The organism is Butyrivibrio sp. NC2007, from assembly GCF_000421405.1.
Taxonomy (GTDB): domain Bacteria; phylum Bacillota; class Clostridia; order Lachnospirales; family Lachnospiraceae; genus Butyrivibrio.
Genome location: NZ_ATWY01000006.1, coordinates 18,574 through 38,370 on the forward strand (window position 1 = coordinate 18,574; position 19,797 = coordinate 38,370).

Annotated in this window: 16 protein-coding genes; all 16 read right to left on the reverse strand. The window is 47.8% G+C overall.

Features of this window, described 5'->3' with window-relative positions; all coding sequences use genetic code 11:
* Positions 1 to 4 precede the first annotated feature (4 nt).
* Positions 5 to 970: a glycosyltransferase family 2 protein gene (locus G632_RS0106235; RefSeq protein WP_022768166.1), complete on the reverse strand. Its 966-nt coding sequence runs from the start codon at positions 968 to 970 to the stop codon at positions 5 to 7.
* A gap of 3 nt (positions 971 to 973) precedes the next feature.
* Positions 974 to 2,344: a glycosyltransferase family 2 protein gene (locus tag G632_RS20995; protein WP_022768167.1), complete on the reverse strand. Its 1,371-nt coding sequence runs from the start codon at positions 2,342 to 2,344 to the stop codon at positions 974 to 976.
* A 150-nt stretch (positions 2,345 to 2,494) separates the two neighbouring features.
* The gene (locus G632_RS0106245; protein ID WP_022768168.1) at positions 2,495 to 4,231 is read right to left on the reverse strand and encodes a phospho-sugar mutase; all 1,737 of its coding nucleotides are present in this window, start codon (positions 4,229 to 4,231) and stop codon (positions 2,495 to 2,497) included.
* A 68-nt stretch (positions 4,232 to 4,299) separates the two neighbouring features.
* The gene (locus tag G632_RS0106250; protein ID WP_026512423.1) at positions 4,300 to 4,935 is read right to left on the reverse strand and encodes a helix-turn-helix domain-containing protein; all 636 of its coding nucleotides are present in this window, start codon (positions 4,933 to 4,935) and stop codon (positions 4,300 to 4,302) included.
* A complete protein-coding gene (locus G632_RS0106255; RefSeq protein WP_022768169.1) occupies positions 4,913 to 5,584 on the reverse strand; it encodes a DUF3990 domain-containing protein in 672 nt (223 codons plus the stop codon). Before G632_RS0106255 ends, G632_RS0106250 begins: the two co-directional genes overlap by 23 nt.
* Before the next feature lie 163 nt (positions 5,585 to 5,747).
* Positions 5,748 to 6,527, reverse strand: a complete 780-nt coding sequence (locus G632_RS0106260) for an EFR1 family ferrodoxin (RefSeq protein WP_022768170.1) — start codon at positions 6,525 to 6,527, stop codon at positions 5,748 to 5,750.
* 393 nt (positions 6,528 to 6,920) lie between these two features.
* Positions 6,921 to 7,202, reverse strand: coding sequence for a hypothetical protein (locus tag G632_RS19010; protein WP_022768171.1), 282 nt, complete (start codon positions 7,200 to 7,202; stop codon positions 6,921 to 6,923).
* 489 nt (positions 7,203 to 7,691) lie between these two features.
* Positions 7,692 to 9,755 (reverse strand): glycosyltransferase family 2 protein, encoded by a 2,064-nt coding sequence (locus tag G632_RS0106270; RefSeq protein ID WP_022768172.1) that lies wholly within the window; start codon positions 9,753 to 9,755, stop codon positions 7,692 to 7,694.
* 2 nt (positions 9,756 to 9,757) lie between these two features.
* The gene (locus G632_RS0106275) at positions 9,758 to 11,881 is read right to left on the reverse strand and encodes a glycosyltransferase family 2 protein (RefSeq protein ID WP_022768173.1); all 2,124 of its coding nucleotides are present in this window, start codon (positions 11,879 to 11,881) and stop codon (positions 9,758 to 9,760) included.
* Between the two features lie 6 nt (positions 11,882 to 11,887).
* Entirely contained in the window at positions 11,888 to 14,059 is a 2,172-nt protein-coding gene (locus tag G632_RS21700; protein WP_022768174.1) for a class I SAM-dependent methyltransferase, read from the reverse strand.
* Between the two features lie 5 nt (positions 14,060 to 14,064).
* Positions 14,065 to 15,456: an ABC transporter ATP-binding protein gene (locus tag G632_RS0106285; RefSeq protein ID WP_022768175.1), complete on the reverse strand. Its 1,392-nt coding sequence runs from the start codon at positions 15,454 to 15,456 to the stop codon at positions 14,065 to 14,067.
* Between the two features lie 194 nt (positions 15,457 to 15,650).
* The gene (locus G632_RS0106290) at positions 15,651 to 16,652 is read right to left on the reverse strand and encodes an ABC transporter permease (protein WP_081647083.1); all 1,002 of its coding nucleotides are present in this window, start codon (positions 16,650 to 16,652) and stop codon (positions 15,651 to 15,653) included.
* Positions 16,649 to 17,194 carry a dTDP-4-dehydrorhamnose 3,5-epimerase gene (rfbC, locus tag G632_RS0106295; RefSeq protein ID WP_022768176.1) on the reverse strand — a complete coding sequence of 182 codons (546 nt, stop codon included), beginning with the start codon at positions 17,192 to 17,194 and terminating at the stop codon, positions 16,649 to 16,651. Before rfbC ends, G632_RS0106290 begins: the two co-directional genes overlap by 4 nt.
* 26 nt (positions 17,195 to 17,220) lie before the next feature.
* Positions 17,221 to 17,724 (reverse strand): hypothetical protein, encoded by a 504-nt coding sequence (locus G632_RS0106300; protein WP_022768177.1) that lies wholly within the window; start codon positions 17,722 to 17,724, stop codon positions 17,221 to 17,223.
* Positions 17,725 to 17,746: 22 nt separating this feature from the next.
* Positions 17,747 to 18,616, reverse strand: a complete 870-nt coding sequence (gene rfbA, locus G632_RS0106305; protein ID WP_022768178.1) for a glucose-1-phosphate thymidylyltransferase RfbA — start codon at positions 18,614 to 18,616, stop codon at positions 17,747 to 17,749.
* 34 nt (positions 18,617 to 18,650) lie between these two features.
* Positions 18,651 to 19,736 carry a dTDP-glucose 4,6-dehydratase gene (gene rfbB, locus G632_RS0106310; RefSeq protein ID WP_022768179.1) on the reverse strand — a complete coding sequence of 362 codons (1,086 nt, stop codon included), beginning with the start codon at positions 19,734 to 19,736 and terminating at the stop codon, positions 18,651 to 18,653.
* Between the last annotated feature and the right edge of the window lie 61 nt (positions 19,737 to 19,797).

Consider the following 19,797-nt stretch of genomic DNA (forward strand, 5'->3'; position numbering starts at 1 on the left):
TATATCACACATTCATGATTCTGCGACCAATATTTACCCAGAGCTCGATCTGAAGCCTGAATGCGTTGATGATTTCTTTCTTGCCGAAGATCACGCGATGATTTGCGAACTTTGCAATCTTCTTAAAACCGCCAAGAAGACCTTTTATGTGGGCTTTCCCCAGGCCCTTTCTGACATAGAAGGCGTGCTTGATGGCGATTCCGATGCAGATTGGAATAAAGTTGATAAAGAGCTGGAACGCAGCCATGTTCTTATAAATAAGGAACAGGTTGTTGGCCGCCGTAAGCTCAACCTTGAAAGCGTTGTATCTTGAGCCGCTGGATCCGCTGCCCACGTGATAGACAATGGCTGTCGGCTCCATAACGTTGGCGTAGCCCTTAAGGCGCGCTCTGTAGCCGATATCTACGTCCTCAAGGTAGCAGAAATGCTCCGGGTCAAAGTATCCAACCTTGTCAAAATATTCTTTTCTGTAAATCGCAGCACCTGCACAGGCACTGGTTATGGACTCTCTGCGGCTAAAGTGGCTATTATCCGCATCCTTACCGGGTGTGAATGCCCAGCCCAGAGCACAGTAGAGATCGCCACAATCGTCGATATTGTGGGGCTCTTTCATCTGGAGCATCTTAGCCTGTGCGGAAAAGAGCTTTTTCTTATTGTCCATGACTTTGATGAGCCTCTCAAGCACGTACTCATCGCACATTGTATCGTTGTTGAGCAAAAAGACATACTCAGCGTCAGCTGCCTTGATGCCCACGTTTACTGCATTTGCAAAGCCGGTGTTCTCGCCGAGTTCGATGAGCTCGACGTTTGGCCACTTTTCCTTTATATATTCAACACTTCCGTCCGTGGAGCCGTTGTCGACGATGATGACGTCGAAGGCAACAAAAGTCTGCTTCTCCAGGCTCCTGAGGCAGTCGCCGAGATATTTTTTCCCATTGTAGTTAGGTATTATTACTGTCAAAAATCCCATAGCTTATACCCTCTTTATGATCTGCGGATCCCACATGATGCGGAAGCCGCGCTTTCTGACTTCGCTTCCCAGCTTAATGCTCATATCACGTATGTCCTCGCGGGAGAGGCCGTCGAAAGTGCCATCTATCTGTCTGCCAGTCACCTCTTCAAATACCGGGATCAGTTCGTCCCTGAGTTTAAGGCTCCTGACATCAACTGCGTAAGCGTCCTGCTGGAGCACTGCCCTGTGCTGGAGACCACCGGAGAAGCCTTCCGGGAGCCTGTCGTAAGCAAGTGTTCCGTCCTTTAAGTACATTCCGCCACAGATTCTTCCTTTTTTATCAATTATCTTGCCGCCGATACAGCCAAGGTCTCCTCTTTGGGAAAAGACATCTTCGCCGTAATTGAGTCTGTAGAAACCGACGTGTTTAAGCTGCGCTGCTGTAGCATTTAGCTTGTAGTTATCCGAAAGGTCCTGAAGTGCACGGCGTCCTGCGTCATAGGCGTAGTCTTTGCTGCCGGGATTGGCGGCTGTTGATGCGTCGTGGCATCTCCAGTGGTAGAGGACTTTGTTTACATGTGCGATCTGTCCTGCTGCCAGTGGCATGTTCAGAGTGGCTTCTGCGCAGGCACGCAAGAATAAGTCGTAGTCCTGGGCGCCGTCGAAGTCCTTCCTGAGTTTGAGTCTCTTTATTATGTCTGCCCTCATGACTGTGAAGTGGCAGATGTAGTTGTTGGACATGAGATAGTCCATGTTAAAAGCGGGCTTTTCGTGATGCTCGTAGTATCTGCCCGAATGGTCGTCGTACTTGTCCTCATCGGAGTAGATAAGGCGCAGCGGACAACTGGAGAACTTGACCAGCTTGTTGGTCTTCATGCTCTTTCTGATGACTCTGTCCACCTCGTAGAGCGCATCAGGGGTCAGGGTGTCATCATGGTCTAAAAGACCTATGTAATCACCGGTCGCCTTTTCAAGGCCGCGGTTAGTGTTCTCGGAAATTCCCGCATTGGAATCAAGGTGATAATAGCGAATACGCGGATCAGAGGCCGCGTACTCTTTTGCCACATCAAGAGGTCTTTCTGAAGCGTCAGCAAGGACCAGCTCCCAGTTTCCGTAGGTCTGAGCGATAACAGAGTCGATCATATCCTTGAGATACTTCTCGGGAGTGTTGTAGAGCGGAACTACGATGCTAAAGCGCACCAGGTCTCCTGCCTGCGCCAGCATCTTGTACTCTTTCCTCTGCTCGGCAAGGACCGCCTCGGAGAGTGGTGTGAAGGTGTAATTATCCTTGCGGTTGTCGGAAACCCTCTCAATGGCAGCAAAAAATGCGGCCCTGACACCATTGCGCTTCGCGTATGCTATTGTCTTGGAGACCGCATTTTTTATTGACATGTTGTTACTTCCTTGTAGTTGTATTTTTTGAGTCATTGGGGTTTGTTTCATTTTGAGTCACTGGGGACGTTTCAGTTTGACTCATTTTGTTTAGCAAAATGAGTCAAACTGAAACGTCCCCAGTGACTCAAAATGCCCCCTATAATTTCTTTAGATGAAGCTCTTTACTGCCTCTGTAAGTTCGTCCTGGAGCTTAGCTGCATCCTCAAGGTCTTTTCCCTTAACGCCCATGTAGAACTTGATCTTGGGCTCTGTGCCTGAAGGTCTTGCGCAGCACCATGCGTCATTATCAAGCGCAAAGTAGAGAACGTTGGAGGTTGGAAGTCCTGTGTCGCCCTCTTTGCCTGTTGCCATGTCGATGGTCTTGTGAGTCTTGTAATCACGGAACTCCTCAACTGTCCACTGGCCGAACTTCTTGGGAGGATCGTTACGAAGCTTGTCCATAAGGGCTGCGATCTGCTCTGCGCCTTCCTTGCCCTTCATGGTGATAGCGTACTGACCTTCCTTGTAGTAGCCGTACTTGTTGTACATATCGATCATAGCGTCCCAAACGCTCTTGCCCTGCTTCTTGTAGAAAGCAGCGAGCTCGCAGAGCATCATAACAGCTACAACAGCGTCCTTATCTCTTGCGTGGGTTCCTGCGAGGCATCCGTAGGACTCCTCGAGACCGAATACATAGTTGTTGCACTGGCCGTTCTGCTCGAAGAGCTTGATCTGCTCGCCGATGTACTTAAAGCCAGTGAGAACCTCGATGTACTTAAGGCCGTAGTTCTCAGCAACTGCCTTAGCCATGTTGGTTGTAACGATTGTTGTTACGAATGCAGGGTTAGCGGGCATTGTGCCTGTAGCCTGGCGTTCTCTTAAAATATAGTCACCGATGAGCATTCCGGACATGTTTCCGGTGAAAGCAACGTACTCGCCGGTCTTAAGGTCTTTTGCATAAATACCGAGTCTGTCGGCATCGGGATCAGTTGCAAGCACGATGTCTGCATCCTTCTCCTTGGCAAGCTTAAGAGCAAGCTCGAATGCCTTGGGATCCTCGGGGTTAGGATAATCAAGAGTTGTGAAGTCGGGATCAGGAAGCTCCTGCTCCGGAACAACAAATACGTTCTTGAATCCAAGCTCCTTAAGAACACGTCTAACAGGGAGATTACCTGTGCCGTGGAAAGGTGTATATACGATGGTGAACTTGTCAGCCATCTCGTCGATAACGTCCTGGTGGATGATCTGCTTCTTGAGCTCAACCATGTACTTGTCATCGATCTCCTCGCCAAAAGAAACATAGAGGCCGGCAGCGATGGCATCTTCCTTGGACATTGTCTTAACGTCATGGTAATCAGTGATGGCTACTACTTCGTCGATGATTCCTGTATCGTGAGGAGGTGTAACCTGTGCGCCGTCCTCCCAGTATACCTTGTAGCCGTTGTACTCAGGCGGGTTATGTGATGCTGTTACCATTACACCTGCGATGCAGCCAAACTCTCTAAGAGCAAATGAAAGCTCGGGTGTAGGTCTTAAGATATCGCTGACATAAGCCTTAATGCCGTTTGCAGCAAGACAAAGAGCTGTCTCATCAGCAAATTCAGGTGAAAATCTTCTACAGTCATAAGAAATGGCAACGCCCTTCTTTGGTGCGTCAGGTCCGCCGTGTTTCTTGATATAGTTAGCAAGGCCCTGTGTAGCCTTTCTTACAGTGTACTTGTTCATTCTGTTGGTTCCTGCTCCGATTACCCCGCGGAGTCCACCGGTACCAAACTCAAGCTCTCTGTAAAAACGATCCTCAACCTCTGCCTCGTTATTGCGGATAGCAAGAAGTTCATCTTTTGTTTCCTGATCAAAATAGTCGTCATTCAGCCAGTACTCCAGCTGCTTTGTAGCTTCACTCATTACCTTTCCTCCTTAAATAAACATGCTGTTGATGCACTAAATAATTATACCATGAAATACAGGGGTAGTCACAACAAATCCTCCATGCTACACCCTAATGTTCTGGACAGTTGAAGCAGAGTTTGTCCCTGCGTCTTGGTGATATCTCTTTGCCCCTGCTCAAATAACTGGATCTGTCTGAGCGGAACTCCCGATTTATCTGCAAGTGCGCGCTGTGACAGGCCTGCATAAGCGCGAAGTCTCTTCAGCCGTGAATCTTCTCTGTGCTCCCTCAGGCTCTTATCCATCATGTCGACGAATACTGTAATATCTGCTTCATGAAGAGTCTTATACATCCCGCGTATGGTATCGATTGGAACGCATCTGTCGATATCTGCATATCTGACATTTGATATCCACTGATAATATGCCAGCGCCCAACCGGTCCAGTACTCCGGAGACTTGTCAACGTGCATTTCATCAGGCTTATCTATGTGCAGATCCGTACATGTTTCTATGACTTCCCTTGCCACTTCACAGCCATTCTTGCCAGCGACATATGTGGAATTGCCTATCTCAAACTGATCTGCCATTTTGCTGATCATGAAAAGCTCGTGGAACTCATGGAGCTTCATGCCAATGGTATTTACGGCGTAGTCGTACATGTCGCCCATAACCCTTTGAGCAAGCGGAAGATATAGTTCAGAATATGCGTAGTTCTTCATCCTTCACATTTCCTCTCATGATATCCAAAATGTAAATCTCATCAAGCCTGTTTGTGGAAGGCCTGATTTCCTGATAACTTCTTCTGGCGTTTAGGTCTCTTGCTTCTTTTTTATTGAAGTACACAACGGCTTCAGCTTCTTCATAGGATTTAAAGGACAATTGGTCGAAAGCTCTTTTACTCTTTAATACGATCTGTTCATTCAGTCCTCCAAGCCTCATGGCTTCTGACAACTTCTGTACTGATATGGTTCCCATTATGAAGTCCTGGGCAAAAGAGAAATAGGAATCATCTGCCCTATAGCCCTTGATCACATCAAATTCTGAAATATCAATGAGGTACTTCTCCTGCAGAAAATCCTTGGCATCCTCAGCTATACTCTTGCGCTGCCAGTAGCCTCTGTATTTGGTCAAGAGTGCCATCCAGTTGAGGATGCTGTAATCTCCGCCATTTAAGTCACATATATTAAGGCCTTTTGTGTTTAGTTCATAGCAGTTTGAGAAGCCGTCTTTATTCCTCTTGCATGCCCATTCCTTGGACAATTCGGGATCTTCCGTGCAATAGAAGCCCCTGCCATAGTCATTGGCGGAAGTTCCATGTCCGAAGATGGGATTATATATGATGCTCTCTGAACCGTGATAGATTAACAATTTCAAGGCCTCCATAAAAAGAAAAAAGTATCGCTGTAGAGATACTTTTATTATATCTCTGTAGCGATACTTTTTCAATAAGTGAGATAATGGTGAGTCAAACTGTTACGTCCCCACTGACTCACCAAACTGAACCGGCCCCACTGACTCACAACTGACTTTCTTAGCCGATATGCTCTGCGCCTTGTGCAAGCTCAGCAGCCTTTACATGCGGATTGTGGTAGTGCTCGCGCTTCGTGGAAACGTCGCCGATGGAGATAGCGTTCCTCGGGCAGTACTGAAGGCATCCAAGGCACTGAGTGCAGTCTGTGCCTATGACAGCCTTGTTGTTCTCTATCTTGATGTTGCCTCTTGGACAGATGCTAGCGCACTGTCCGCAGGCGATGCAGTTGTCGTTAACCTCAAATTCCCCAGCCTTCTTCTGGAGAATCTTAGAAAATCCTGCGTTCTCTATGGCGTTGAAGATGTTCAAGCCGGGTCTTCTCTTTGTCTTGCCTGCCATTATGTCATTGGCTATTATTCTGGCAAGGTCCTTACTTCTGGCTTCTGCCTCTCCTACTGAAAGACGTGGCATCATCAGGTTATGCGGGAAAAGCCAGATGCAGCTGCAGTGATGTGTGATCACGCTCCAGTACTTGAGCGGAATGATCTTGTTGAGCCTTGAAAGGCCAGTTCCCTTGTATGCTGCGCAGGAAGTCACGCCAAAGGTGTAGGCGCTGGGGCTAACCTTGATCTGCTTAGCATATTTAAGGACATCTTCCGGTGCTCCGCCGCCGTAACACGGGAATACAAAGCCAACCTTCTTGGCGCTTGTAACATCAGTAGTGGTCATGCCCTTCTTAATCCTTACAAGGTCTGCGCCGCCGATCCCCTTTGCTATATTTCTTGCGATATCCAGGCAGTTACCGGTGCCTGAAAAATAAAATATTACGTTCTCTGCCATAAGAAACCTCCAAGTGAAAATGTGTTGCTTTATATCTATTATTTTAGCACAGGTGAAAGCCCGGGTACATCACAAGGGCCCTAATATGACAGTCTTGGTTGGAAACGGAATTTCGACTCCCCCACAAGACTTCTCCATATAAAAATTAGTTGGAATTTGCAAAAAGACCTTTCGGCGTTTTTTCCGGGAGTTCATAACATGATACCCGTAGGCCCGTTCCTGTGATGCAGGAAAAGAGCTAGACATCAAATTTACTTGACCCATGGCCCTGAAAAATCTTTGCAATTTCCAACTAATTTTCAAATAGAGAATTTTTGTTATGTAATTTAAAAATCAATTCCAACCAATGAGGCTGTCAGCTATGCCTTGTGATGTGATTTTCTGCCGGCATCATCACTCTTCGTTGTCAGAGGAACTTCCGGAGCTATCACGATCCAGCAAAGTAACGGAAAGGGCAATATTATTCTTGCCTTCCTTGACTACGTAGGTTGTCTTGGAATTATATGTAACGGATAATCCCGGGAATGTATCAGAATGCAGAGTCGTCCCTGCAGGAAAGAGGTTCGATAACTCTTTTACCGCAGCAACTTCAGCTGCCATGGAGATTATGGAGTTGCTGTCACTTACAATTCCGGATGTAAATGCAAAAACTCCTGTTAAGATTATGGCTAGCACTCGTTAAATGTGTATTAAATAACCATTTATACAGGGAGTGCTACTGTCCTTTTCTTATTTTTCTTTATAGACAGTAGCTTTTTCTTACGAACCATGTTGTTAGCACAGCCTAACACTGTATTTCTGATCATTTTTAACTGTCCCTGTGCTTTTTTCACTTATGGACAGTAGGCAGTTCACAGTTTCAGGCAAGTTCCCTACTGTCCCTGTCTAAAAAAGTCTTGCAGACAGTAGGTGCTTGTTTAATCTCCTACCACTACTACTGTCCGGGAAGGAAATTTGGATCAGGACAGTTATAATTCAGGCTGATTTCATAGATGCAAATATAGATACAAATATAAATACAAATATAGATATAAATATAGATACAAAAATACCCGGATGCCGGGGATGCGAATCGCTTTCGCTAATCTCTGAAATCCGGGTATTTTTTCTGTTATATCCATCCTGCCTGAAATACAATAATCATATCTATAGCATAACCAGATTCTACTGTGTTCTCAAACTTGAATATCCCTCAACATTCAAACTGAAGTCGCTGCGATCAAGTGAGAAGTTCGGGTTATAGTACGGATCGCCCTTGTCGAGGACTTCTTTCCACTTGGTGCGGAAGTGCTCGGACTCGCCTTCGTAGCGAGCGGCGTTCTTGCCTTCTAGGTCAAGGCCTCGGGACAATGATTCGTAGTGGTAGAGCTCTGCGAAAGGCGTGAATACGTTGAGGTATCCGGCCTGGCGGAGCTTGAGGCAGAAGTCCACGTCGTTGAGGCTCACAGCAAAGCCCTCGTCGAAGCCTCCGACTTCGTCGTACTTCTTACGGCTCACCATGAGGCATGCACCGGTTACGGCACTGACGTCCTGTGCGTAGCACAGGCGTCCCATGTAACCCAGGTTCATGCCGGCCTGACCGTAGTGGGAGTGCCCAGCGGTCCTGTGGGCGCCGAGCTTAAGCACAACGCCGGCGTGCTGGATCTTGCGATCCGGGAAGTAGAGCTTGGCTCCGACGGCGCCCACGTCTTCACGCTGGGCGTACATCAGAAGCTCCTCCATCCAGTTGACGGTGATAACCTGTGTATCATTGTTCAAAAGAACTATGTACTCACCGGTAGAATTCTTGACTCCGTAGTTAACAACCGCTGAGTAGTTAAATCCGCTATCCTTGCCATCGCCACCGGCCATAGCTTTGTAAGCTGTGTAGTCAACAACCTTGACGATGTCCTTAAGGCCACCGTTTGCCAGCTCCTCGTAGTAGCCGCGGATCTCGCTGCCCTTGGAGTTATTCTCAACAACGATTATCTCGTAATTATCATAAACGGACTTCTCATAGATAGAATCTATGCACCTCTTAAGATCTTCCTTATGCTCACAGTTGGGAATCACGATGGAAATCTTAGGTGTTCCCTGAACTTCATAAGTGATCTTGAAGATTGTCTCAAAAGCCCTTGTGCTTGTTATCTTGAAGTGGTCATAACCGTGTCTGCGCAGGTGATCTGCCACAGCGCCCTTGGCTGCATCAATTGCATAAGGCTTGGCATTGATGTCTGATGCAACGCTGCCGGCGTGGCTCCTCCAGTAGTAGAGAAGCTTTGGCACATGCACGATGTGCTCCGCTCTGTCAGTAAGACGCAGGATCATGTCGTGGTCCTGACTTCCATCAAACTTAGGTCTGAAGAGCTCTGTACCATCAAGCAGTGTTCTCTTGAACACACTGAAATGGCAGATATAGTTGTTAGCCCTGAGGTTATCGATAGCATAGTCGGGCTTGAAGTGCATGGTTATCATCTTGTTGATGTCATCACCCTTGAAGGTGGTCTCATCACAGTAGATGTAGTCTGCATTCTCCTCATTTATAGCCTTCACATACCAGTACAGAACTTCCGGATGAAGAATATCATCGTGGTCGAAAAGACCTATATACTCTCCTTCAGCAAGCTCCAGGCAGTGGTTTGTGTTACCGGAGATACCTTCATTTTTCTCAAGCTTCTGATATTTGATACGGCATTTGCCGTCAGGGAAAAGAGCTTTCGGACTAGCCTGATACTCTTTAACAATTGCTTCTACTGTTCCGATGTGCTCAGCATCTGATCCATCAGCAAGGCACAGTTGCCAATTGCCATATGTCTGTGCCAGCACTGACTCGATCATGTCTCGAAGGAACTTCTCAGGAGTATTGTAAAGAGGAACAAGAATTGATATAAGAGGCATCTTCTCAAATACAGCACTCTCCTGCTCTTTCCTGGTCTCCTCGCTCGGGAAGCTCTCTGTTCCGTAGTGAGTCATGGCCTTCTTCTCAATCTGCTTGTACTTGATCTTGGCAATGACTCCGCGAAGTGATCCCTGATTCCTAATCCTATCCCTCTGCCTGATCACCCAGTGCATCGCATTACGCGCCGGTGTAGAAGCCTTCCAGATAGGATTATTCTTGATACGATTCAGCTTAAACTCAAGTTCCTGGTTCTTATCCTCAAGCTCTGCAATACGACCAGCCAAATCCGCAGTCTTCAGCTTCTCCTTCTCGTATGCAGCTTTATAATCAAAGTTCTTGTTATCTTCCATTCTTACTTCCTTGCGTCCTTTATCTTAATCACATTCGGCACCCAGTTGATAAGCTTCAAGCGGCTGGTCTTATCAATCGCCAGCATTCCGATCTGGTAATATCCCGGAGGCAGTGTATTCTTGTCGATCCTGAGCTTGTATCCGGTCAGGTCCACATTCACCTGGTCACTCAGTCTCACACGGATGTCAGGCCTGTACCAGACATAAGGCACAAAGCTGTATACCTTGGGGCCTGTAGGCCCAACAGAGCCGTCAGGGCTCTTCTGGATCTGCCTGAGCACAAGCTTCTTCTCAAAGCATGCATTATCCGAGCCGATGACAAAGCTGTAGCCCTTGAGGAAATATCCCTCATCATGGCCCTTGGCAGTTACGCCGTAGAGCCAGTTGTCCATGGTGCCGTTGTACTCGCAGCCAACGCGCAGGCACTGGTCCTCTCTTGCGCCGCGAATGCCCTTCTCATGGATGGTTGCAGTCGCGTATGGCAATTTCTCAACAGGAGTGTAATCCTCACGAGGAATGATTGCCGAAATAGTCTCGTCCTCAGTCAGATGCGGACTGTAGAAAGGATCCCAGTTGTAGAGATGCGAATGCCTAGTCATAAGGGTATCGCCCTCCACCGCCAGCCTCTCCATCTTCTTGGGATCGAGGTTATCAAGCCCCCTGGTCAGGGACTCGTGATGATAGAGATAAATATGATTGCAGCAGACATTGTAGTAGCCCTTTTCGTGAATTGAATAGCACAGATCCACGTCGTTAAAAGCTACTGCAAGGTCCTCCGGGAATCCGCCTGCATCAAGGAACTTCTTGCGGCTTACCAAAAGACATGCAGCCGTAGCGCCTATCATGTTGTGAATTCCTCTGTTATATCCGAAGTAATGACTCTTGTTGTCGTGCATTTTCTGGAGCTTGTGCACCGGACCACGTCTGACATTAGCGATTCCGGCATGCTGGATAAGGTCCGTATCCGGGTAAATCAGCTTAGCTCCAACCGCGCCGACATGCCTCAGCTGCGCCTGAGAGAGCATCTCGCGAAGCCACCCTTCCTTGGCGCACTCAATATCGTCATTCATGAAAAGCAGATATTCTCCGGTGGAGTTCTTAACCCCCTGATTGCACATAACGGAGAAGTTGAAATCCTGGAGTTTGTAGATATAGTTGATCTTCACAAGGCCGTTCTTACGCGGAGCCCTGGAAGCATAAACGCCGTACTTAACCCTGTTTGCTGCATTTGAACCATTATCAATAATGACAATATCGTACTTGATGTTGTCATCACCTGTGGTCTCTATTATTGAGTTAAGGCACTGCTGCAGCACCTCGGGGTGATCTTTGGATGGAATGATGATACTTACAGTTGCCGGTGCAAGGAGCATGTGCCTTGATGAGTGGAAGCTCCTTCCGTAGAACACGTCCTGCTCGGGGCTTCTGTGGAACAGTATCTGCTTGATATGTCCAATCGGAAACTCCAGGCCGGTTCTCTTGGCGAAGGCGTGCTCATGTATCGCCAGCATGCAGAATAGTACGTCTGCAGACAAAAGAGATGCCTCCAGCCCCGCCTGTTCTACACTGCCGCGCTTGTTTGCCGTTCCGCCCAGCATTTTAACTGCGTTGTCGTATTCCTTTGAAGATGCATGCATGGTCTTGGCTCTGCATGCAAAAAAACTGCCTATATAAAAGGCATTCAGATATGAATCGGGAGACCAGTCAGGCTTGAAATACGGATGAATGTATTTTCCATTGGTGGAAGCCTCGTCCTCATCTCCGTAAACTACGTTGTGTTCGGGGTGCGCGATAAAGTACTGTCTGACAACCTCAGCAGCTTTCTTGATGAGCTTGCCCTTGGGACTTACAAAGAGGTAGACCACGTTGTCATCGCCCTCGTTGTCCTGGACTTCCCATACTTTACCGTAGGGGATCACCTTGACAGTCGGGTCCGGGAGCTTGTGGGGAACCATTTCCCCGTTCTCACCCTGTTCATACATGACAGGTGCAGTGGCCATGACCACAGGCTCTTTTTCCCGGGCGTGCTGCCACTTGTCATAAGCTGAAGACTTGCCGGCCAATACCTTGTTGTATTTAGTTGTGCTCTTCTTCACAAGCCCTGACTTTACCAGACCTTTAAGCATATCCCCTTAATCCCACTCCTCGTCTTTATACATGCGCTCCTCGCGCTTTTCTATGATCTTCTTGCCAATCTTCTTGATCAGATTCTTACCACCCTTTTTAGGCTGTGGCGCAGGCTCTTCCTCGTGAAGAGAATCGGCGATGGCATCCGCTGCATTTCTTGGAATCAGCGTTGTGAGCAGCGTAAGCTCAAGGTGGTTCCTCGCCTGCATATTCAGCTTCTGACTCATAAGCCCAAACTCAATATTCGGATCCTCAGAATTAAAGACAAATGTATCATCGGAAATCCACTGACCATTTACCGGATGGATATCAATGTCGCACCCGGGATCAGAAATTGCCTTGCCATTCCAAAGCGCATCCTTGATGGTAACGATGCATGGTGCAAATGCAGGATCCACGCGGACAGTTCTGCAATCATCGGAAATGCGGAGGTCAAGCTTTATGATGTTGTTGTCATCATAGACCTCCTCCGGGAAGAAGGAATCATCCTCGGAGTAACCATTTCCCTCATCGAGATAGACCTGAACGCAGTCGTCCGGTCTTGCAGCCTCAGCGCCGCCCCTCAGCTCTTTTGGCACGATAGTCTTTCTGCCAAGAGCCTTCCAGAGCTCAACCATGGACTTGCGATTGCCGGTCACGTACTTCTGGAACTGATACTCCTCCTCCAAAAGCTCTTTTGCCTCGTCCTCGGTGATGTCAAGTTTCTTGTAAAGCGGCTTTAGATCGAACTTCTCGCGCTTGCGATCTTCTAATCTGTAGCAGTAGAGCGCTCTCCAGACCTGTTCCTTGGCCGGAATGCACTTACCGTAGGTCCATTCATAATCTATTATAGTCCAGATCGGGCCGTTGACCATAATGTTGGAAAAGATAAGGTCGTAGTCCGAAACGGGATAATCCTCTTTGTAGCTGATTCTCTTGATGTACTCGCCAACCAGCGCGAAGAACCCGTCGGGGTCGTCCCTGTCAACGCACTCATCAAGAAGCGATGCCAGTGGCACTCCGTTGACAAAAGAGAAAACGGCGCAGCCAAGCTTATCATCAATCGAGCAGTCGTTGATCTCAAGGTCGCCTCCCTGGAACCTCTGACGAAGCCCTAAGTATGCGTCGCGAATGCCGAAAACATGCTCCTTGGCAGCTTCGGTCAGCGGGAACTTACGGATGACTCTGCGACCTGTTTTGTCGATGGCGATGTCGGTCCTTATCTTGAACTCATCCACGCGGTCGTTGCTGTACTTGCTGTAGATGGTATCAAACCCGGGTCCAAGTATCACTTCAAAAGAGTTCGCGAACTCCTGATACATGTCCTCACGCACAAGGTCTTCATAAGCTCTTTTCTCATTAAAGAGCACAAGCCTGTCCTGGTCGTAGTTGCGGACGTTGTCCTGCAGATCCCCGAACTTGGGGGTGTAGGAATCCGAGTGCAAAAGAGACATGAACTTGTAGTCAGGATACGGATAATAGAAATGGTACTCATTCATTCCGCATTTCTTGAAGATGTTGATGAGTCCGTTCCTACTAAATGTTCTTGCAACTGAGTCGGGTGAATAGCCTTCAATGCCTGTAAAGTAGCTGCCCAGGTGGTCTTCCTTGCAGCCGGCAAAATACTTAAGTCCAAGTCTGTTCTCGATGGCGATAACGATTCTACCGCCACGTTTTAAGTGTCTCTTCAGCATGCGAAGGAACTTCTCGTAGGGGCTGTCGGTGCCGATGTAGCCCTGGCCGTACTCGAAGACGCCGATGAGGAAGATGTAGTCAAAATCCTTGGGAAGGTCGGGCTCGATGTCCCTGAAATTTCCCACATGGATGGTGACGTTGTCGCAGTCAGCGTTACGGGTTGCGTTGATTTCTGACCTTCTGCGGGAAAGATCGCAGGCCACAACCTCTTTTGCCTTGGATGCGAGCATGCCTGTGATGGCGCCACAGCCTGAGCCGACTTCCAGGACCTTGGCGCGCTTGTCCATTGGGATCCACTCGACGATGTTTGCACGCTGGTCGGAGAGATGGTACATGATGGGCCAGTTGTTGCGCTCCTCGATGACCTTCTGGTACTCTTCTTTTTTGTATTTTTTGACAATCTCAAGAAGGTCATTCTCGATAACTCCGTCGCTGTAGAGATCAACCCCTGAGTAATGTTTGAAATTAAGGCTTACGCCGCCAATCTTTATAACTTCTTGCATTTTGTTTATTCCTTAGCGTCCTGTACAACGCATTTTGATTCCATGTCGTAGTAACCAACTGTGTTCTTGTCGGAGACAACAGTGATGTTCAGCGCATCGTAGAGGCGGTGGTAGACCGTGAAGTCGTTCTGCTCAAAGCCTGTAACTCCGAAGCTGATGAGGTACTCGCCGCCCTGAAGTGTCATTTTCTGGGTAAAAGAGATTTCTTTTACATCTCCTGCTTCTACCGGGTCAAGGAAAGCCTTCTCCACCATGGAGTTGGTTCCTGTGATCTCGATACCCATGATGTTCTTGAATGTGAAGGCAAAGATGGGCGCTGCCACTGTCTGCTTAAAGCGAACCTTCATGTGAACGGTGAACTCGCTTCCTTTGATGATGGAATTGGTGCGCGTTCCGCGGTCGTCGGTTACGTAGTATTCTTCTATGTTTGCTGCGCCGTCGCCGTACTCGAGGGTGTCGGGGTTGGCGGCGGGATTCTTGTCATTTGTTGCAGTGTTGCTCGAATCTTGTTTGGCAGAATTCTTGTTGTCGGTCTCAGACTTGCCGGTATTGCCTGCTTTGACTTTGTTGTCTGCCTTGTCAGATGCGCTTGCTGCTGCCTCGCGGATCTGCTCATCATCCAGGAGATTCTCCGTATCGCCTGCGCTTGGCAGCGGATACTGACCTACAAGAACCTGCTTGTAAATATCGATCATCTTCTTGGGAGTTCCCTCGCCCAGGAGCACTCCCTGATTAAGGAGCACTGCTCTGTCGCAGTACTTGCTGATGCTGGAGAGGTCATGGGATACGAAGAGGATGGTCTTACCCTGCTTCTTGAACTCCTCGAACTTGTGATAACACTTGGCCTGGAAGAACACGTCTCCTACTGAGAGGGCCTCATCGACAATGAGTATCTCCGGGTCAATGTTGATAGCTACTGCAAAAGCCAGGCGGACAAACATACCGCTGGAGTAGGTCTTGACCGGCTGATAAACGTAGTCGCCAATGTCTGCGAACTCAAGAATCGCATCAAGACGCTTGGTGATCTCCTCCTCCGAGAAGCCGATCATCATGCCGTTCAAATATATGTTATCGATTCCGTTGTATTCCATGTTAAAGCCGGCGCCCAGCTCAAGAAGTGCTGAGATGTGGCCGTCTACGTTAACTTCACCGGATGACGGCGAAAGAACTCCTGTAATGATCTTGAGGATGGTACTCTTTCCTGAGCCGTTGGTTCCGATGATGCCGACAGTCTCGCCCTTTTTGACCGTGAGGTTCACGTTGTTAAGGGCCAGATGCTCCTTGTACCTGTTCTTGCGCGCAAGGCCAAGAGAGTCTTTCAGGCGGTCAATTGGCTTGTCATATAGTTTGTAAATTTTCGTGAGGTTCTTGACCTCAATCGCTGTGTCTTTTTCCATATATGAATCCCTGAAATTTAGTTATGATACTACGGATTGCTTCGCAAAAAGCGCTCTCACAATCCTACAAACATGCGGAAATCAATATGCTCATTTCATTTCGCATATCTTTTTTCCTTATGTTTGTTCGGTCTTCAAGGTCACAATAAATCTTACACAAGTGCAAGATTTATTGTGACTTTGAATCCCTAGTATCATAACACGTCTGCGAAATGTGTCTTACTTCTCTTAAATATCAGCGCTCCGAGGCAGAACGAAGCCACCACAAAGAGCCAGAAATACGTCGATGAATAGAAGTGCTCAAAGAACCATGTATCTCCATAGATCGAGTTCCTGAATCCCTCAACAATATATGTCATGGGATTGAGCTTAACCAGCCACTTGTACTTATCAGGCACGATCTCGATGTTCCACAGAATCGGCGTTGCCCACTGGAAGAGCTGCAGCCCAATTGAGATGATCTGCAAAAGATCCCTGAAGAACACCACGATAGCACAGGTTGCGTAGCTGATTGAGAGCACCAGAATAAACTCGCAGCCGATGTAGTAGATCAGCTGGAGCCAGTAAACATTCGGATAATAACCGTAAATGCAGGCGATGATCATCATAACTCCAATGAAGAAGATATGGATGAACATTGCTGCGATGATCTTGATAATGGGCAGGATACTGATTTTGAAGAGTACCTTTTTAACCAGATAGTTGTACTCTAAAAGAGACGTTGTTCCGTTGGTCAGAGCCTCGGAGAAGTAGAACCAGGGCACGAGACCGGCAGTAAGGAACAGAACGTAGGGAACTTCCACGCCCCCGGAAACCGCCTGGGCCTTGGCCGTAAAGACAACGTCGAACACAATATAATACATACAAACAGTGACCACCGGCTGAGCCAGTGCCCACACTATACCCATGTAGGATCCAGCGTATCTCTTCTTGAAATCGTTGATGGCAAGGCGCTTAATGAGGTTTCTGGAATTCCAGAGCTCCACGGGAAGGACCGTGAGCCTGTCGTACCAGGCAAAGACCAAAATGCTGCCGACAGCGATGAGAATACATCCGCAGATCTTTTTCAGCATCGCGGTGTGCGGATCCTCAAGCGGGTTATTATGCAAGATAAGTATCAGCGCCAAAGCAAGCGCCAATGTGTAGAAAACCGCCAAGGCTACCACCTTGGTCGGTTTCTTTTTTGCAGAAATCAAAGCTCCTTAATTCCTCCCCACTTAGTATCTCTCTCGGAAAGATTAAGCTTCATGTCATCAGTGATTGGCCACTCAACCCCAACGTCCGGGTCATCCCACTTTATTCCGCCCTCGCCCTCCGGGTGATAGAAATCTGAGCATTTATATGCGAACTCTGCGTAATCTGAGAGCACCAAAAATCCATGAGCAAATCCCTTAGGGATGAAGAACTGCTTCTTGTTCTCAGCTGTGAGCTTAACTCCGAACCACTTTCCATAGGTCTTTGAACCTTTGCGCAGATCCACTGCCACGTCGAAAACCTCACCGTTTATGCAGCGAACAAGCTTGTCCTGCGGATGCTCTGTCTGGAAATGAAGGCCGCGAAGCACGCCCTTTGTGCTGGCTGACTGATTGTCCTGAACGAACTCGCAATCGATGCCTGCCTCCACGAAATCATTCTTGTTGTAGGTCTCCATAAAGTATCCTCTGTTATCGCCGAATACCTTAGGTGTGATGACCTTAAGTCCTTCAATTTCGCATGTTTCAACTGTTATCTTACCCATTGCTTTAATACTCTCCTAAATAAATTTTATGGTTGTCCAACCGGAGTTCCGGTTATTGTCTGATCTGCCGGGATGTACTGTCCGTAGCCGCCCGCCGGTGCATCAGGAAGGCTCGTAAGGTATCCCGATGAATCCGCAGCACCCTCCAGGCTTGGGTTTGTGAGCTCACCCACAACTGCCATTCCTGTGCCTGGTCTATCTTCTCCTTCGGCAAAAGAGCTTTCTGCGCTCCCCTCATCTGTGCTGGCATCTGATTTCTTGATCACCACTACTGATGGGATCTTCTCGGTCTCATCAAAGAAATCATCATCAAGAAGAAAGGCGTTTAAACTGTCGCCGATCTGATCGCCGTAGATGACCTCTTCCTCAGTGGTTTCTTCAGTAGCAGCTTCGGTGGCCGTCTGTGTCTTTTGCCCCCAGCCGAACAGGCTGTTGATCTTGTCTGTGTTAGTGGCGTATACGATCACCAGCACCAGAATGAAGGCGCTTAGGATGGTAAGTATCGCCATTCTGAAAACTCTTGTGTCCATAACGCTCCCCCAAAAACATTAGTTACAGCCCGTTAGCTACTTCCACTAAGTATTTGCCGTAGTCTGTCTTCATAAGAGGCTCAGCAAGTGCAAGGAGCTGATTCTTGTCAATGAATCCGCGCTTGTAAGCAATCTCCTCGATGCAGGAAATGTAAAGTCCCTGTCTCTTCTGGAATGCGCATACGAAGTCTGATGCATCAAGAAGTGAGTCGTGGTTGCCGGTGTCGAGCCATGCAAAGCCGCGTCCCATGGTCTCAACGCGAAGCTCTCCTCTTCTAAGATACTCGTTGTTGATACTTGTTATCTCTATCTCGCCTCTTGCTGAAGGCTTAACGTTCTCGGCGATCTCGACAACCTTGTTGTCGTAGAAGTAAAGTCCGGGAACTGCGTAGTTACTCTTAGGATTCTCAGGCTTCTCCTCGATGCTGATGGCCTTTCCGTTCTCGTCAAACTCAACAACGCCGTAAGCTCTTGGATCTCTTACATAGTAACCAAAGATGGTTGCGCCTTTTTCCCTTGATGCAACTTCTCTAAGAAGTTTAGAGAAGCTCTGACCGTAAAAGATATTGTCACCCAGCACCAGTGCCACAGAGTCTTTTCCGATAAATTCAGCACCAATGATGAAGGCATCTGCAAGTCCTCTGGGCTTCTCCTGAACTGCGTATGAGAACTTCATGCCAAGCTGGCTTCCGTCACCAAAGAGCTCCTCAAATACAGGAAGATCTCTTGGAGTTGAGATTATAAGTACTTCCCTGATGCCTGCGAGCATCAGAGTTGAAAGCGGATAATAAATCATGGGCTTGTCGTAAACAGGCATCATCTGCTTGCTCATGGCCCTTGTGAGCGGATAGAGACGAGTTCCGCTACCACCTGCTAAGATAATTCCTTTCATGGATGAATCCCTCCAAATATTTCAGTTTGTATTATTACCTGTTGTCATACATCTTTGAATAATACTTCTCGTAATCACCGGATGTAACGTGCTCCATCCATTCTGTGTTCTCGAAGTACCACTTGATGGTCTTCTTGATGCCCTCTGCGAACATTGTCTCAGGCTCCCAGCCAATCTCTGCCTTGATCTTGTCAGGCGCGATAGCATAGCGGCGATCGTGGCCCTTTCTGTCTGTTACATACTTGATGAGGTCGTAAGAAAGATGTGCCTTGCGAGGATCTGAGTCATCAAGCTCCTCTTTCAGTGTGTCGATGATTGTCTTAACGATCTCGATGTTCTGCTTCTCGTTGTGTCCGCCTACGTTGTAGGTTTCGAAGAGTCTGCCCTTTTCCTGAACCATGTCGATGGCCTTGGCGTGATCTTCAACATATAACCAGTCGCGGACGTTCTTACCATCGCCGTAAACCGGAAGGTCTTTTCCCGCAAGAGCGTTGTTGATGATGAGCGGAATGAGCTTCTCCGGGAACTGGTAAGGTCCGTAGTTGTTGGAGCAGTTGGTTATGTTGGCAGGGAACTTGTAAGTGTCCATGTATGCCTTAACCAGCATGTCTGAGCTGGCCTTACTTGCTGAATATGGGCTGTGAGGTGAGTATGGAGTTGTCTCATAGAAGTATGCATTAGGGTCATCATCGAGTGATCCATAAACCTCATCAGTTGAAACGTGGAGGAACTTCTTGCCCTCTTTAAAAGAGCCATCGGGAAGTTCCCAAGCTTTCTTGGCAGCGTTAAGCATTGTCGCTGTTCCAAGAACGTTGGTCTGAACGAAAACCTCAGGGTTAACGATTGATCTGTCAACATGGCTCTCTGCAGCAAAGTGAACAACTCTGTCGATGTCGTTCTTCTCAAATATCTTGTTGATCGCATCGCGGTCGCAGATGTCTGCCCTTATGAATGTATAGTTGTCGCGGTTCTCAACATCGCGAAGGTTCTCAAGGTTTCCTGCGTAAGTCAGGACATCCACGTTGATGATGCGAATCTCGTTGTCATACTTTTTGAACATGTAATGAATGTAGTTGGAGCCGATAAATCCGGCACCTCCGGTAACTAAATAAGTTCTCATCTCTATTCCTTTCCTAGAAAAAAGCATAATTTAACTAAATAAGTATACCACACAGAAGGGA

Bases quoted from the DNA above. Each gene is read 5' to 3' on its own strand.
- G632_RS0106285 (WP_022768175.1), bottom strand. From the start codon at position 15,456: ATGGAAAAAGACACAGCGATTGAGGTCAAGAACCTCACGAAAATTTAC.
- G632_RS0106245 (WP_022768168.1), bottom strand. From the start codon at position 4,231: ATGAGTGAAGCTACAAAGCAGCTGGAGTACTGGCTGAATGACGACTAT.
- G632_RS0106250 (WP_026512423.1), bottom strand. From the start codon at position 4,935: ATGAAGAACTACGCATATTCTGAACTATATCTTCCGCTTGCTCAAAGG.
- G632_RS20995 (WP_022768167.1), bottom strand. From the start codon at position 2,344: ATGTCAATAAAAAATGCGGTCTCCAAGACAATAGCATACGCGAAGCGC.
- rfbA (WP_022768178.1), bottom strand. From the start codon at position 18,616: ATGAAAGGAATTATCTTAGCAGGTGGTAGCGGAACTCGTCTCTATCCG.
- G632_RS0106270 (WP_022768172.1), bottom strand. From the start codon at position 9,755: ATGGAAGATAACAAGAACTTTGATTATAAAGCTGCATACGAGAAGGAG.
- G632_RS0106235 (WP_022768166.1), bottom strand. From the start codon at position 970: ATGGGATTTTTGACAGTAATAATACCTAACTACAATGGGAAAAAATAT.
- G632_RS21700 (WP_022768174.1), bottom strand. From the start codon at position 14,059: ATGCAAGAAGTTATAAAGATTGGCGGCGTAAGCCTTAATTTCAAACAT.
- rfbC (WP_022768176.1), bottom strand. From the start codon at position 17,194: ATGGGTAAGATAACAGTTGAAACATGCGAAATTGAAGGACTTAAGGTC.
- G632_RS0106260 (WP_022768170.1), bottom strand. From the start codon at position 6,527: ATGGCAGAGAACGTAATATTTTATTTTTCAGGCACCGGTAACTGCCTG.
- rfbB (WP_022768179.1), bottom strand. From the start codon at position 19,736: ATGAGAACTTATTTAGTTACCGGAGGTGCCGGATTTATCGGCTCCAAC.
- G632_RS0106275 (WP_022768173.1), bottom strand. From the start codon at position 11,881: ATGCTTAAAGGTCTGGTAAAGTCAGGGCTTGTGAAGAAGAGCACAACT.
- G632_RS0106300 (WP_022768177.1), bottom strand. From the start codon at position 17,724: ATGGACACAAGAGTTTTCAGAATGGCGATACTTACCATCCTAAGCGCC.